Origin of the sequence: Adhaeribacter swui, from assembly GCF_014217805.1 — a bacterium.
In the GTDB taxonomy this organism is placed as follows: domain Bacteria; phylum Bacteroidota; class Bacteroidia; order Cytophagales; family Hymenobacteraceae; genus Adhaeribacter; species Adhaeribacter swui.
Genome location: NZ_CP055156.1, coordinates 3,086,709 through 3,101,749, shown reverse-complemented (window position 1 = coordinate 3,101,749; position 15,041 = coordinate 3,086,709). Strand labels below are relative to the sequence as shown.

The following is a 15,041-nucleotide window of genomic DNA, read 5'->3' as shown; positions in this document are numbered from 1 at the left end:
ACCACCTTTTTATTGAAAACGTAAAAGCAAGGTGTTTATCTTTGTACATAAGAACTCTTGCTAAAAACCTGAACTTTGGAGCAAAACATAGATGATAAAACGCGGTTGCAAGCTATTATCAACACGGCCATCGATGGCATTATTACCATCGACCGCCGCGGCATCATAGAAACTGTAAACCCGGCGGCAGCGCGTATTTTTGGGTACGAACCATCCGAAATAATCGGGCAAAATGTAAAAATGCTGATGCCGGAACCCGACCGCAGCCAGCACGATAGTTACCTTGAAAACTACCACCACACCGGAATAGCTCAAATAATAGGAAAAGGCCGCGAAGTACTGGGCCGCCGCAAAGACGGCACCGTGTTTCCGTTTTTACTCAGCATCAGTGAAGTAAACCTCCAGGATAAGCAAATTTTTACGGGCATTATTCACGACATCAGTAATTTAAAAAAAGCCGAAGCTGCCCTGCGCGAAAGCGAAAACAAAATCACCTCTATAATTCAGGCGGCGGTAGATGGCATTATCACCATTGATATCCGGGGCATGATCGAAATGGTAAACCCTTCGGCGGCCCGCTTGTTTGGCTACGAAGCCCAGGAGTTGCTGGGGAAAAGCATTAACGTGCTCATGCCGGAACCCGACCATTCCCGCCACGACGGCTACATGCACAATTACCACACAACCGGCCGCAAAAAAATCATTGGGATTGGTCGCGAAGTAACCGGTTTACGCAAAGACGGCACCACCTTTCCTTTTTACTTAAGCATCAGCGAAGTAGAACTAGCCGACCGCAAAGTATACACCGGCTTTATTCACGACATTACCCAGCAAAAACTCAACGAAGAAAAACTGCGCCGGTACGCCGCCGAGCTGGAGCGCAGCAACCTGGAACTCCAGGATTTTGCCTACGTTTCGTCTCACGACTTGCAGGAACCTTTGCGTAAAATTCAGGCCTTCGGCGACCGCTTGCTTACTCGCGAGCACGCCAACCTCAGCGACCAGGGCAAAGATTACCTGGAACGCATGCTCAATGCCGCCTCGCGCATGCAAAACTTAATTAACGATTTGCTGGCTTTTTCGCGGGTTACCACCAAAAGCAAACCTTTTGTGCGGGTAAGTCTGGATAAAATTGTAACCGAAGTACTGTCGGATTTAGAAATAACGATTGAGCAAACAAACACCGACATTCAAAGAACCGCGTTACCCGAAATTGAAGCTGAACCCACGCAAATGCGGCAATTGTTTCAAAATTTAATCAGCAACGCCATTAAATTCCGGAAAGAGAACACGCAGCCGGTGGTAAAAATATATTGGCGCTCGTTGCAACGGCAGGCCCATTTAACCGCTACGCCCGGCGACGAACAAGTAGAAATTTCGATTGAAGACAACGGCATTGGGTTCGACGAAAAGTACCTCGACCGGATTTTTAATATTTTTCAGCGCCTGGAAGGCCAGAAATACGAAGGTTCCGGCATTGGTTTAGCCATTTGCCGTAAAATTGCCATCCGGCACGGCGGCGACATTACCGCCCGCAGCCAGGTGGGGGTTGGCACCCGTTTTATTATTACTCTAGCCACTAAACAACCTCAGGAATAAAAATTAGACGATGAGCGCCCGCAAAAAAAGTATTGTTATTTTAATTGCCGACGATGATGCCGAAGACCGGATGTTGCTGAAAGAAGCCTTAGAAGAAAACCGGTTGAAGAACACCATGCAGTTCGTAGAAAATGGCGAAGAATTAATGGACTACCTGCATAACCGCGGCAAATACACCGACAAAGACCAGTATACCACGCCCGGCTTGATTTTACTGGACTTAAACATGCCCAAAAAAGACGGTCGCGAAGCTTTAAAAGAAATAAAAGAAGATGCCCATTTGCGCTGCATCCCGGTGGTGGTATTAACCACTTCGAAAGCCGAAGAAGACATCCTGAACACTTACGATTTAGGCGTCAGTTCTTTCATCACCAAACCTGTCACGTTTAACTCCCTGGTAGATACTATGAAAAAGCTGACGCAATACTGGTTTGATATCGTGGAGCTGCCGGTGATTAAGTAGTTGCTGGTTGTTGGTTATTCGTTGATGGTTTTTGGTTATAAGTTAATGAAGATGGTGCATTAAAAAAATCAACCACCCCCAACCCCTCCTTATCCAAGGCGGGGAGCTTTTTCCAATTACCATTTACCAAGTACCAATGACCATAATATTTTCGGGGGAGATTGATCCTCCCCCCTCCAAAGATGGACTTTATATTCTTAACCTGTTTCGAACTCTCGCGAGCGTCCACGCTCGTGATGATTATCGTCCGGCCTCTGGCCGGTTGGAATTTGTTGCTGATTAGCTTTTAAGGAAAAGTTGATTGGTTTGCCCGGCCAGAGGCCTAGCAGATAGTAGACACGAGCGAGACGCTCGCGCCAGCATAAATTAACACAAAGAAATTTTTAAAAATTTTAAATTCTGAAATTATACTATGCAACAAGTAGCCGTTCCAGGTGCAGAAAGTGACGCTAAACTGTTTGAGCGGTCAGCGAGTTTTTAGCGTCTTGACTTTTTTGGTTCTTTTTGTGTCAAGACAAAAAGAACAGAACTTCAGCAATGAAACAACTCCACTTAGATATTACAACTAAAATCGTAGCTATGCAAACGAGAACTTTTTAAGTTAACTTGATTCGAAAGGCACGGAAGTAAATCCACGCAAATTAAGCGAATAGTAATTTTTCAGTTTTACCTTAACAGATGTCTGAAAAAATAAAAATATTACTGGTAGACGACGATGAAGACGACTTTATCATCACCCAGGATATCATAAACGATATTCCCGGCAACCCCTACCACCTCGACTGGACCGCTTCTTTTACTGAAGCGTTAACGTTGATTCAAGAGCAAAAACACCAAGTATATCTAGTAGACTACCGCCTCGGAGCCCACGACGGATTAGAGTTAATTGCCATGGCGATACAAAGCGGGAGTCTGGCTCCATTTATTTTACTAACTGGCCAGAGCAACCGCGAAACCGACGAAAAAGCCATGCACATTGGCGCTTCGGATTATCTGGTAAAAGGCACCTTCACTCCTTTCGACCTGGAACGCTCCGTACGGTACAGCCTGGAGCACGCTAAAAATTTGGCCGAAATTCAAAAGCTAAATACCGAACTAGAGCAACGGGTAATGGTGCGCACCCAGGAACTGGCCGAGGCCGTGATCAAACTGGAAGAAACCAACAAAAGCTTATTTGAGGCCCAGCAGGAAATTAAAAAAGCGCTGCAAAAAGAAAAAGAACTCAACGAACTCAAATCCCGGTTCGTTACCATTGCCTCCCACGAGTTCCGCACGCCACTGAGTACCGTGTTATCATCGGCCTCGCTGATTGGTAAATACAAACTTACCGAAGACGATGAGAAACGCCAGAAACACGTGAACCGGATCAAATCAGCGGTCAGTAATTTAACGGGTATTTTAAACGATTTCCTGTCGCTGAGCCGCATCGAAGAAGGCAAGATTTACAACGTACCTACCAGTTTTGCTTTAGAGCCTTTTGCCGCCGGCATTGTAGAAGAAATGCAAGGATACCTGAAGGTGGGCCAGCAAATCCACTTTCAGCACCAGGGCCAGCCCGACCAGGTAACGCTGGACAAGCAATTACTCAAAAACATATTGCTCAACCTGCTCTCCAACGCCAGCAAATATTCCGCCGAAGGCAAAAACATTTATTTAACTACCACTATAACTCCGGAAACTATTATTTTGCGGGTGCAGGACGAAGGCATTGGTATTCCGGAAGCAGATCAAACGCATTTATTTACGCCGTTTTTCCGGGCGCAGAACGCTACCAATTACGAGGGTACCGGTTTAGGGTTGAATATCGTAAAACGCTACGTAGACATCATGCAAGGCACTTTGACCTACGAAAGTATTTTGCAAGTGGGCACCACATTTACCGTTCAATTTGGGAGAAACACAACACGATGAAGAAAATTTTACTGATAGAAGACAATCCGGAGATCCGGGAAAACATAGCCGAAATTTTAGCGCTGGCCGATTATGAAGTAGTACAAGCCGAGCACGGCAAGGCCGGCGTAGTGCTGGCCCAAACCGAAAAACCCGATTTAATTATTTGCGATATCATGATGCCGCAACTGGATGGCTACGGCGTACTGCACCTGTTAAGTAAAAACCCGGCCACCTCGGGCATTCCGTTTATATTTTTAACGGCCAAATCCGAGAAAGAAGATTTCCGGAAAGGCATGAATTTAGGCGCCGATGATTACTTAATCAAACCTTTCGACGATTTAGAGCTGCTGGACGCCGTGGAAATGCGCCTGAAAAAGAATAGCATTGTAAAAGCCGAATTCCAGAAAAACGCTGAAGGCTTGCAGGATTTTATTCAGGAAGCAAAAGGTTTGCAGGAGCTCAATAACTTAATCGCCAACGAGCGCAAGCTTACCCATTACCAGAAAAAACAGCAATTGTTTACTGAAGGCCAGTACCCGCAGGCTTTGTATTTTTTAAATAAAGGTAAAATAAAGACCTACAAAACCAACGAAGAAGGCCGCGAGTACATCACCAACCTGTACAAAGAAGGCGATTTTATCGGTTACCTGGATTTACTCGAAGATAAAACCTACCGCGAATCGGCAGAGGCCCTGGAAGATGCGGAGGTTTGTTTGATTCACAAAGAAGAGTTTTTTTCGTTGTTGTACCACAACCGCGATGTAGCGAATAAATTCATAAAAATTTTATCGGATAACCTGGCCGACCGCGAAGAACGTTTACTGAAGCTGGCCTATAACTCCGTGCGCAAGCGGGTAGCCGAAGCCTTATTGCTGGTCGAGAAACAATACCAAAAAGACAAAGGCAAAAACTACCAGGTAACCATGTCGCGCGAAGATCTGGCCAATATTGTGGGTGCCTCCAAAGAAACCGTGATCCGCACCTTGTCGGATTTTAAAGACGAAAAACTGATTGACATTAACGGCGGCAAAATTACCATTGTAAACTCCGATAAGCTGGCCCGCATGCGTAATTAAGTAGTTACGAGATGCTAGACGCTAGACTTTAGACACTAGACTTTAGCTACTGGATACCATAACGGTGAAGCATTTTCGTAATTTAAATTTTTAAAATTTCAGAATACGACGGAATTAATTATTCAGGCGCTTTTGGTGGTGTCTTCACTACCAGCAATGTGGCTTCTATCTGGGTGATAACAATCTCCGGAAAGGATGATTTTTGTCATATTGAGAGCCGCAACTATTCCGGAATTTTGCATAGTAAACTTACCGCTATGCCAAACCAGTTTCGAGCCATTTCTTTATCCTACAAAAATGCACCCATTGCCATCCGGGAGATGGTGGCTTTAAACGAGATGGCTTGTAAAAATCTACTGCAGAAAATAAAAGAATACACACCGGTTTCCGAAGCCTTGGTGCTTTCTACCTGCAACCGCACGGAGGTGTATTATACGGCCGATCAGGAGGTAGCCCAGGATATTATTAAACTGCTCGCCATCGAGAAAGGATTTATTGCCGCCAAAGAAATCGAGCCTTATTTTACCCGGTTACCAGAACCAGACCAAGCCATACAGCACTTGTTTCACGTAGCTTTAGGCTTAGAATCGCAGGTAATCGGCGATTTCCAGATTTTAAACCAGGTAAAAAATGCGTATCAATGGTCCGCCGACGCCGAAATGGCTGGTCCATTTTTGCACCGCTTGCTGCACACCATTTTCTTCACGAATAAACGAGTAACCAACGAAACAACTTTTCGCGATGGAGCAGCTTCGGTAGCGTACGCTACCGTGGAATTGGTAGAAGAAATTACCCAGTTTATCAAAAATCCGCGGGTACTTCTGATTGGGCTCGGCGAAATGGGAGCCAATGTGTGCCTCAATTTTAAAAAATCTAAAATCAATAACCTGGTGATCGCCAACCGCACGCCACAAAAGGCCATAGAACTAGCCGAGCGCACCCAGTTTGAGGCAGTTGCCTGGGAAGACCTACCTGCGGCCATATCAACTGCCGATGTAGTTATCTCCTCGGTGCCGGGCGATTGTTTTTACATCAGCCAAAAAGAGGTGGGCAGCCTGGGTCCCATCCGGCACAAGTATTTCGTCGATTTATCAATGCCACGTAGCGTAGATGATACGATAGCTACTATACCGGGCGTAGAAGTTTATAATATTGATACGATTAATAACCGGGCTACCGAGGCTTTAACCAAACGACTGGCAGCTATCCCCCAAGTACAAGCTATGGTGGCCGAAGCCCAGCAGGAATTTAAAAACTGGCGGCGCGAAACCGCTATTTCTCCCGCTATTCAGCAGTTTAAAAACCAACTAGAGCAAATCCGGCAGCAGGAAGTCGCGCGGTATGTAAAAAAACTGAATTCCGATGAACAGCAACTTGTGGAGGCTATTACTCAGAATATTCTGAATAAGATTGTAAAACTGCCGGTTCTGGAATTAAAAGCAGCCTGTCAGCGGGGAGAATCCGATGCTTTACTTTCGGGTTTGACGGCGTTGTTTGGTTTGGAGAAGCAAGAAGCGTAGTTTTTTAATAAAAAACGTTGTCAATTCACAGCCATTCTGTAGAGCCTGTTTCTATCTCTATGCTCATTCTCTGGCGCAAGTTTTTTAACTTGTGCCTACCAATATGGTAAAGTCTGTGACTTTACTCCGGCTTTCAGCCGGAACCTGCATCGGCTGAAGCAAGCTGCTAAAAAGTAAATTTTTAAAAATTTAGTAATTTACTGTACTTACTTGGAGCCTTTTCAAGTCTCCAGGCTTTGGTGCTATCTAGTTTGAGATTTCAAGTTTTGCCTCATGGCCGGCAGGCCTCGTTTAGCTCTTTCGGACGGTCTAAGCTTCCTTTCCTCGCTCCGCTGCGGAATTTTGCTGTGCAAAACCAGAACCCTAGCAGGTGCTCAATAGCCAAACTGGTATCAATCGCGTTTAGCTACTGCTATTCATTTTGCTATCAATCTTGAATTATGGCACAGGAGCTATGGCGCGGAAGTTACTTCCGAGACTTAAACTTCAACTTTCCTCGAGTAAAATTATAAGCAAAAAAAGGCACGGAAGTAACTTCCGCCCTATAATTAATTTTTATCTTAAAATTTTTAAGGCTTATTATATATAAAATTAGGTTTAGCAGACTAAGAAATACAGTGATTATAAATTAATCTTCCTGGCTTTTAACAGTGGGGATGGCGGGTTGACGGCCTTGGATGATTTCGATTTTGTTGGAGAAAATACGGGCGATGTTGGCGGCGCGTATTTTGGCCTCGTCGGCGATAGGGCCACTGAAGTTCTCGTTTACGGTTTGGTAAAACAAGTGCAGCCACTGGGCAAAATGCGTGGGGTTTACCGGCAAAAAAGCGTGCTTCGGAAAAGGTTGTCCGGCGTAGGTAAAGGTGCCTAACAAAATAGAACTCCAAAACTGGTACATTTTGGGTAAATGTTTTTCCCAGTCAACTTTTGCAAAATCGTTAAAGATAGGCGACAGCATAGCATCCTGGTTTACCTTTTCGTAAAAGCGATCGACGAGGGTTTTAATATCGTCCTCGGTAGTAATATCAACTAAAGCTTTTTGCATTATTTTTAAAATTTGCGAAACGGTTTGGTATTACGACCTTACTCCCGTTCCTGTTATTTCCTTTGTATAAAAGTTAAATTCTCGACTTACTTGATTGATTAACAAACTTATCCAGCTATAAATGCTTCTATAACAGGATTTTTTAAAAATTCACATTTTCAGCAGTCTCCAAAACTAATTTTATGGGTAAATTTTCATGAAGTTGCCAAGTTAAATTAATGCCTAATTTCTAATTACAAAAAACCCTAGTTCATTACGGCTTGTCTTCGGGCGGGTGCAGGTACAAATTGGTAATGGTAAACCGCCGAAGCTGCGCCGAGGAGCAGTCCTAATTTAAAAATTTCGAGGGTTACGTACACCAGGTGAAAGTAACTTGGTTGCGGTATTCTACCGGCCATTATCTGCAACGCCCGCGCATCCAGAGCGGGTAAAAGCCAGGTGGTTTGCAGCATTAAAACACCCAACAACAGTAGTACCGGCAACCAAATCCGGAATGGTGGGCGATTAAAAAACAACCCAAATACCACTAAGGCTCCCAAAACCAGTTCCACCTTATTCAGCCAGCTAAACACTAAACGGCCAATACCTAAACCAATCGCCAGAGTTACTTGCGGCGCGGTAAACTTTAGCGGCGCTTCCAGAAACGAAATACCCGCTACCATGCCGGCCCACAGTAAAAGGGCAAACAAACTTAACTGGTTAAACCGAAGATCCACATCATTCCGTAAAGTGCGATTCATGGCTTTAAAAATTTATTTTTTTAAAAATTGATCTGCTTACATTCCTTTGCAAACACTGCAAAAACCTTTTTTTATCCCTAACATTTTCACAGAGGTTATTCAGGAGGAAACTATTCAGGTACGTAGCCAAATAGCTTCCTCCTGAAAGTCAAACATTTGGTTCGAGCTTTTTTTATTGCTATATAACTAAACCGAAAGCTGCGCTTCCATTATCTCTGAAATTTAAGCCTATTCTACAATTCGGGCGCGGTATAGGTAAAAATCCGCCGGATTTTATCGGCCAAGGATTGCGCTACATTGGCGGTAGGTCCGGTAAAATGTTCTTCTACGGTTTCGTGAAACAGGTAAATCCATTCTTTTACCTGCGCTTGCTCGGCGGGTAAAAAGGCGTGCAAAATAAGCGGGTGCCCGGTAAAAGAAGCAGATTTGAGCAACACCGAATTCCAGAAGTTTTTCATCTGAAAAAGGTGTTGGGTCCAATCTCTAGGACTTAGCTGATCGAACAAAGCGCACAAATAAGGCTGAGCTTTTATTTTCTGATAAAAGGCTTCTACCAGTTCGTTAATATCTTGGGTGGTAACTATATCGTTTTTTAAAGTTTTCATAACAGTAGTACTAATAAGGTTTGGTTAGATTGGTCAGCAACCCGGCCATTTTTTTAGTTTTTAGCTTGCCTGCGGGTTAAATCCGACTTAGTAGATTTATTGACCGGCACAAATATGTAGTCCTGGCTTTTTAATCCGCATGAGATAAATCAATGCGGCCCATGACTTCTATCATCTGTAACGCTCCTGCCAGCAGATAATTTTGTAAAAGACTAACAGAAGAACCTACCATGCTGGAAACCGCACATCCCCTGGTAAAAGAACAGTGTTACCACTGCGGCGACGATTGTACCCGGACGCCCATTTATGCCGACGAAAAAGTTTTTTGCTGTACTGGTTGCAAATCGGTGTACGAATTGTTGTATGCCAACAACTTATGTACCTATTATAACCTCGATGCTACTGAGAAACCGGGCCTAACCCAAAAAGCCGAAGAGGTGCAAGCGGGTCAGTTTACGTACCTCGATCAGCCGGAATTTAAAAATCAATTGCTCCAGTTCCAGAGCGAAACACGGGATAAAGTTTTATTCCGGATACCTAATATGCACTGCAGTTCCTGCATCTGGCTGCTCGAAAATTTGTTTAAACTCGACCAGGGTATATTGGAGTCACGGGTAAACTTTCCGAGGAAAGAAGTAACCATTTCGTACCATCCGTCAAAAACCAAGCTAAGCGCTGTGGTTACCCTGCTCCATAAAATCGGCTACGGCCCTACGCTTAATCTGGAGAATTTAACGAAGGAGAAATCGAAGCGGAGCTTTGGTATAAATTTAAAATTAGGTCTGGCGGGTTTTTGCTTCGGCAATACCATGCTGCTGAGTTTCCCGGAGTATTTTGCCTTTACCGACGAGATTAAACAAGAATTTGGCTCTTTTTTCGGTTACCTGAGCATTGCGCTGGCTTTGCCGGTATTTTTGTACAGCGCCCGCGGCTTTTTTACTTCGGCGTGGCAATCGTTAAAACAACGGCACATTAACCTGGATACGCCCATTAGTCTGGGTCTACTGTCGTTGTTTGGCTTGAGTTTGTTCGATATTTTAACCGGATCCGGTCCCGGCTACCTCGATTCGTTTACCGGTTTGGTGTTTTTCATGCTGATTGGCAAATACGTGCAGCAAACCACTTACTATGCGTTAACCTTCGACCGCGATTACAAAGCGTATTTTCCTATTTCGGTTACCGTGCTGGAAAAAGGCCAGGAACGGGTAATAGCTGTGAAAGAACTGGTGCCCACCCAGCGCATCCGCATCCGCAACCAGGAACTCATTCCGGCCGATGCAATTTTGCTGCGCGGTGAAGCTTTTATAGATTATTCGTTTGTTTCCGGCGAATCGGTGCCGGTACCTAAAGTTGCCGGCGAAATTATATACGCCGGAGGCCGCCAGATGGGCGAAAGCATTGAGCTGGAAGTAGTAAAAGATGTATCGCAAAGCTACCTCACGCAATTGTGGAACAATACCGTTTTCGAGAAAGAAAAAAGTTATTTTGGGGTGGGCACCTACGCCGATAAGGTAGGCAGTTACTTTATTACAGTTACCTTACTCATTGCCCTGGGCTCGCTGGTGTACTGGGTTCCGCGCGACACCGACATGGCCATAAAAGCTTTTACTTCGGTGCTGGTAATTGCCTGCCCTTGTGCTTTGTCGTTGAGTACACCGTTTACCTTATCCAACACGCTTAAAATATTCGGGAAACATAAATTTTATTTAAAAAACGGCGACGTAGCCGAAACTTTAGCCAAAGCCGACACCCTTGTTTTTGACAAAACCGGCACCTTAACCGAAAGCGCCCAGACGGATATTACCTACCAGGGTTCAGCGTTGAGTGCCGAAGATGAAAGTAAAATTAAATCGGTGTTGCAGCACTCTACCCACCCGCTCAGCCAAAGCTTGTATCAATCGATAATTGCTCCGGTACAAGCGGTTACGCAATTTCAGGAATTATCCGGGAAAGGCGTGCAAGGATTGGTGGCTGGCGAGCTAATCCGCATTGGCTCGGCGGAGTTTACGGGCATTGCCAGCGCCCATACCATCGAAACGTTGGCTACCCGGGTGTACGTGCAGTTAGGCCAAAAGCAATACGGCTATTTTACTTTCCAAAACCATTACCGCGAGGGTCTGAAACCTTTACTCACCGAACTGCAACAGCAAGGCAAAAAATTAGCGGTATTATCCGGCGATAATGCCTCAGAAAAAGAAAACCTGCACCAGTATTTTGGCAAAGCCGCCGAACTCCGGTTTAATCAATCGCCGGCAGATAAACTGGCGTACGTAGCAGGTTTAAAACAACAAGGCCACCGCGTTATTATGGTGGGCGACGGCCTCAACGATGCGGGTGCTTTAAAAATGAGCGATGCCGGTATATCGGTAACCAATTCCGTCAACAACTTTTCGCCGGGTTGTGATGCCATTCTGGATGCCGGTAGTTTTACGCAACTGGCTAAATTTTTAAAATTTTCGCGTTACAGCCTTTACGTTATTCTGGGTTCTTTTGGGGTGTCGTTCGGGTACAATATTATTGGCTTGTCGCTGGCCGTCATGGGTCAGTTTTCGCCGGTAGCGTCGGCTATTCTTATGCCAATCAGTTCGTTGAGTGTGATTCTGTGTTCGGTGTTGGGTGTAAGGTTAGTGGCGTGGCGGATGGGGTTGAACCGGGGTTCTGAATAATTTTTTTGATGTAACTAGCTGTTTTGTTTTTTGTACTATGGCTTCTACTATGGCGCGGATTTACTTCCGTGACTTGCAAATTCTCGTTCGCATAGCTTCTGTTTTAGCTTTGGTTGTTTAGTGAAGTTGTTTCATTGCTCAGGTCTTGTTCTTTTTGTCTTGACACAAAAAGAACCAAAAAAGTCAAGACGCTAAAAACTCGCTGAACGCTCGGACAGTTTAGCGTCAATGCTTGCACCTGGCTAACGCTTTCTGTTGCATAGCATACATGAGGTTAGTTTACTGCACTTGGCTACTGTTGTTTGTTGCATAGCTTGTGTGGGAATTAGTTTAGTTCTATTATCGCCCTGGTTGGTGTCTTCACCAACCAGCTATGTTCCAAGTCTGACGGCTTGCTGTTGGAAGCATACAGGAAGAAAAACGGCATACCATATTTCTTAAATGAATAATACGAAGTAGCTTTTGGGTTTACTGGAATCAGCCCGCAGGCTGATTTTTTAAAAATTTTAAATTTTTATCTCTTTCAATCATGACTATTATATTTCTTTTAATCGGGATTAGCTTAACGGTGGCGGTATTGTTTTTGGGTTCTTTTATCTGGGCAGTACGGTCCGGACAGTACGACGACGATTATACACCTTCTGTCCGTATTTTATTTGAGGAAGAAACTAAGGTAAAGGAAAATACCCCGTCTTAACTTTTACCAAATTTGAAATTTTTAAAAGTTCAGCTGAAATTTATGGCTCGGGCTTACTAAACGCCAACTCCAGGTACTTCATTATTGGTTATTGCTGTTTTAAAACGGGCATTTTAGATTAATCCGTAATAAAAAAATACCCAACCCGTCAACCATTCAGGTAAAATGCAGTAGGTATTCGTACCGAAAACTTATTCCTGCATTATGGCGGCTTCTAAAGTTCCTTTATATAGTGCCCTAGCGGCTAATTTGGCAATTGCAATTACGAAGTTTATTGCGGCCGGTGTAACGGGCAGTTCTGCCATGATTTCGGAAGGCATTCATTCGGTAGTAGATACCGCCAACGAAGTACTGCTGCTCTATGGTATTCACCGGAGCAATAAACCCGCCGATGCTCGCCGGCCGTTCGGCTACGGCAAAGAATTGTACTTCTGGGCCTTTATTGTTTCTATTTTAATTTTTGGTATTGGTGGGGGCATTTCTTTTTACGAAGGTATTTCGCACCTGCAACACCCCAATTTAATTGAAGACCCCAAATGGAATTACATTGTACTGGGTTTTGCCTTTTTGTTCGATGGCGCTTCGTACATTACCGCGCAACGCGAATTTACCCGGCAACGTGCCGGCACTCCTTTCTGGCGAGCCGTGCGGCAGAGTAAAGATCCATCAACTTTCGTGGTTTTGTTTGAAGATGCCGCCGATTTACTAGGTTTAACCGTAGCTTTCCTGGGCGTTTTTTTGGGCCATTATTACCAAAACCCGTACTTCGATGCCATGGCTTCCATTATTATTGGCCTTATACTTACCACCATTTCGGCTTTGTTGCTTCGCGAAAGCCGCAGTTTACTGATGGGCGAAACGGCCGACGAAACTTTACTGGCGCAAGTAGTGCAACTCGCCCTGGAAAATCCGGCAGTAGTGCGGGTAGATAAACCGCTTTCCATGCACATGGGGCCCGAAGAAATCATTGTGTTAGTACCACTTACCTTTCAGGAAGATATTTTGAGCCGGGAAATTACCGTTGCCATCAAAGATATCCGCCAATCCATCCAAAGTCAGTTACCCAACATTACCCAACTATACATCGAACCCCAAATAGATGATTGATGCGTTATTTTTGCGGCAGCTAAAAAAGTAAATTTTTAAAAAAATAAATTCTGACGTCAGAAAAAAATACGCTTCTCCCCCAATCGCTAAAACAAACAATTTTTTTCGGTAGACATAAAATAAATTCCGGAGAATAGTTTCTAACTTCTCCTTCCGGATTTTAAAATATTTTAAAAATTTACATCTCTCTGATTTTTAGCGCTATACTTGCCAATCACTTACTTATTATAACGTGAGTTCGACATAAGGATGGAAAAAATAAAAAGAAAGCCTTCTTCTTCTATTTCCGTCATCCCGGAGGGATCTAATCCATTACCTGCTGGTTAGATCCCTTCGGGATGACTCTGATAGACAGCAAAAAACTGCAAAATCATAGTTTCACTGTTATTCGGAGTACTCCTGCCGGCTGCTTGAATAAGAATCGCTTATGTCGAACTCACGTTATTATAATTATAAAACAGCCCCAGCAACTTTTACCGGGGCTGTTCTTTTTTATAAAAAAGCAGGCTGTTTTAAATTCCTGATTTCCCAAACAAAGGCAACCTTAAAGGCCAGTATGCTGGATTAATTTTAGAAAGTTTTAAATAAAAGCTTTAATAATTTGCTTGATTAATTACTACATTTAAAACTTTTAAAATTATAAAATTCCAAGCAATCAGCTATTGCGCTTGATTTTAAAATAAAAAACAAAAAATTTTAACCCCGGAATCCAGGTTGGGCAACGCGGATTTTGTACCTAAAAGCTTAAAAGCATTTTCCGCATACGGTTATTAATGTACGTTTTACCTGTATTGTATAAAAGTAGATGGATGTTTTAAAAAGAAATAATGTTAAAGTAATTGGTCAGGGCAAAACGCCTATGCTCCTGGCGCATGGCTACGGCTGCGACCAAAACATGTGGCGGTACATTACGCCGGCGTTTATTAACGATTACCAGATTATTCTTTTTGATCACGTTGGGTTTGGCCAGTCCGATGTTTCGGGGTATACGCCGGCCAGATACCAGTCGCTTCAGGCCTACGCCGACGATATACTGGAGATTTGCGCTGCCCTGCACCTGCAAGATGTGGTATTTGTGGGCCACTCGGTAAGCGCCATGCTGGGCATACTGGCCGCCATTAAGGCTCCGGATCTGTTCCAGAATTTAATCTTAATTACGCCTTCGCCGTGCTACATCAACGAGCCGGGTTATACGGGTGGTTTTGCCGAAGCCGATATCAATGGCCTGCTGGACTCGCTGGATAGTAATTACCTGACCTGGGCGGCGGCCATAGCGCCCGTGATTATGGGCAATGCCGATCGGCCGGAACTAGGCGCAGAACTGGTAAAAAGCTTTTGCCAAAGCAACCAGGAAATAGCCCGGAATTTTGCCCATCTTACTTTCCGGTCGGATAACCGGGCCGATTTAAAAAAACTTTTAAAAAAATCCTTGATTTTGCAATGCCAGGAAGACGTTATTGCCCCTTTAGAAGTGGGCCAGTATATGCACGACAATCTTTCCGGAAGCACGCTGGTAACTTTAAATGCCACGGGGCATTGCCCTAATCTAAGCGCCCCCGACCAAACCATTAAAGCCATTAAGAATTTTCTTGCCGATGATACGGTAAATCTTTAAACAATAAGTATAGCC

At 44.2% G+C, this 15,041-nt stretch carries 12 protein-coding genes; 9 read left to right on the top strand and 3 right to left on the bottom strand.

The features are described from left to right. Positions 1-75: 75 nt before the first annotated feature. From HUW51_RS13205 to hemA, 5 genes are all read left to right on the top strand, one after another. The gene (locus HUW51_RS13205) at positions 76-1,599 is read left to right on the top strand and encodes a sensor histidine kinase (RefSeq protein ID WP_185270112.1); all 1,524 of its coding nucleotides are present in this window, start codon (positions 76-78) and stop codon (positions 1,597-1,599) included. A 10-nt stretch (positions 1,600-1,609) separates the two neighbouring features. Beyond that, the gene (locus tag HUW51_RS13200; protein WP_185270111.1) at positions 1,610-2,062 is read left to right on the top strand and encodes a response regulator; all 453 of its coding nucleotides are present in this window, start codon (positions 1,610-1,612) and stop codon (positions 2,060-2,062) included. 678 nt (positions 2,063-2,740) lie between these two features. Further along, entirely contained in the window at positions 2,741-3,973 is a 1,233-nt protein-coding gene (locus HUW51_RS13195; RefSeq protein ID WP_185270110.1) for a hybrid sensor histidine kinase/response regulator, read from the top strand. Next, on the top strand, positions 3,970-5,031 hold the full coding sequence (locus tag HUW51_RS13190) for a response regulator (RefSeq protein ID WP_185270109.1): 1,062 nt from the start codon (positions 3,970-3,972) through the stop codon (positions 5,029-5,031). The genes HUW51_RS13195 and HUW51_RS13190 overlap by 4 nt, the downstream gene beginning before the upstream one ends. Positions 5,032-5,288: 257 nt before the next feature. Next, positions 5,289-6,551 carry a glutamyl-tRNA reductase gene (hemA, locus tag HUW51_RS13185; protein WP_185270108.1) on the top strand — a complete coding sequence of 421 codons (1,263 nt, stop codon included), beginning with the start codon at positions 5,289-5,291 and terminating at the stop codon, positions 6,549-6,551. Positions 6,552-7,179: 628 nt separating this feature from the next. Here hemA and HUW51_RS13180 read toward each other — a convergent pair. The 3 genes from HUW51_RS13180 to HUW51_RS13170 all read right to left on the bottom strand — a co-directional run bounded on the left by HUW51_RS13180 (position 7,180) and on the right by HUW51_RS13170 (position 8,941). Then, positions 7,180-7,596 carry a group III truncated hemoglobin gene (locus tag HUW51_RS13180; protein WP_185270107.1) on the bottom strand — a complete coding sequence of 139 codons (417 nt, stop codon included), beginning with the start codon at positions 7,594-7,596 and terminating at the stop codon, positions 7,180-7,182. A 245-nt stretch (positions 7,597-7,841) separates the two neighbouring features. Continuing rightward, on the bottom strand, positions 7,842-8,336 hold the full coding sequence (locus HUW51_RS13175; protein WP_185270106.1) for a hypothetical protein: 495 nt from the start codon (positions 8,334-8,336) through the stop codon (positions 7,842-7,844). Between the two features lie 233 nt (positions 8,337-8,569). Then, on the bottom strand, positions 8,570-8,941 hold the full coding sequence (locus HUW51_RS13170) for a group III truncated hemoglobin (RefSeq protein WP_185270105.1): 372 nt from the start codon (positions 8,939-8,941) through the stop codon (positions 8,570-8,572). A 230-nt stretch (positions 8,942-9,171) separates the two neighbouring features. On the opposite strand from HUW51_RS13170, the gene HUW51_RS13165 reads away from it, so the two are divergent. The 4 genes from HUW51_RS13165 (at position 9,172) to HUW51_RS13150 (ending at position 15,026) form a co-directional block, all read left to right on the top strand. Beyond that, a complete protein-coding gene (locus tag HUW51_RS13165; protein WP_185270104.1) occupies positions 9,172-11,607 on the top strand; it encodes a heavy metal translocating P-type ATPase in 2,436 nt (811 codons plus the stop codon). Positions 11,608-12,136: 529 nt separating this feature from the next. After that, a complete protein-coding gene (gene ccoS / locus HUW51_RS13160; protein WP_185270103.1) occupies positions 12,137-12,304 on the top strand; it encodes a cbb3-type cytochrome oxidase assembly protein CcoS in 168 nt (55 codons plus the stop codon). A gap of 204 nt (positions 12,305-12,508) precedes the next feature. Continuing rightward, positions 12,509-13,411 (top strand): cation diffusion facilitator family transporter, encoded by a 903-nt coding sequence (locus HUW51_RS13155; RefSeq protein WP_185270102.1) that lies wholly within the window; start codon positions 12,509-12,511, stop codon positions 13,409-13,411. An 805-nt stretch (positions 13,412-14,216) separates the two neighbouring features. After that, entirely contained in the window at positions 14,217-15,026 is an 810-nt protein-coding gene (locus HUW51_RS13150; RefSeq protein ID WP_185270101.1) for an alpha/beta fold hydrolase, read from the top strand. Positions 15,027-15,041 lie beyond the last annotated feature (15 nt).

Excerpts from the sequence above, each read along its gene's own strand:
- HUW51_RS13200 (WP_185270111.1), top strand. The coding sequence starts at position 1,610 with ATGAGCGCCCGCAAAAAAAGTATTGTTATTTTAATTGCCGACGATGAT.
- HUW51_RS13195 (WP_185270110.1), top strand. The coding sequence starts at position 2,741 with ATGTCTGAAAAAATAAAAATATTACTGGTAGACGACGATGAAGACGAC.
- HUW51_RS13190 (WP_185270109.1), top strand. The coding sequence starts at position 3,970 with ATGAAGAAAATTTTACTGATAGAAGACAATCCGGAGATCCGGGAAAAC.
- hemA (WP_185270108.1), top strand. The coding sequence starts at position 5,289 with ATGCCAAACCAGTTTCGAGCCATTTCTTTATCCTACAAAAATGCACCC.
- HUW51_RS13180 (WP_185270107.1), bottom strand. The coding sequence starts at position 7,596 with ATGCAAAAAGCTTTAGTTGATATTACTACCGAGGACGATATTAAAACC.
- HUW51_RS13175 (WP_185270106.1), bottom strand. The coding sequence starts at position 8,336 with ATGAATCGCACTTTACGGAATGATGTGGATCTTCGGTTTAACCAGTTA.
- HUW51_RS13170 (WP_185270105.1), bottom strand. The coding sequence starts at position 8,941 with ATGAAAACTTTAAAAAACGATATAGTTACCACCCAAGATATTAACGAA.
- HUW51_RS13165 (WP_185270104.1), top strand. The coding sequence starts at position 9,172 with ATGCTGGAAACCGCACATCCCCTGGTAAAAGAACAGTGTTACCACTGC.
- ccoS (WP_185270103.1), top strand. The coding sequence starts at position 12,137 with ATGACTATTATATTTCTTTTAATCGGGATTAGCTTAACGGTGGCGGTA.
- HUW51_RS13155 (WP_185270102.1), top strand. The coding sequence starts at position 12,509 with ATGGCGGCTTCTAAAGTTCCTTTATATAGTGCCCTAGCGGCTAATTTG.
- HUW51_RS13150 (WP_185270101.1), top strand. The coding sequence starts at position 14,217 with ATGGATGTTTTAAAAAGAAATAATGTTAAAGTAATTGGTCAGGGCAAA.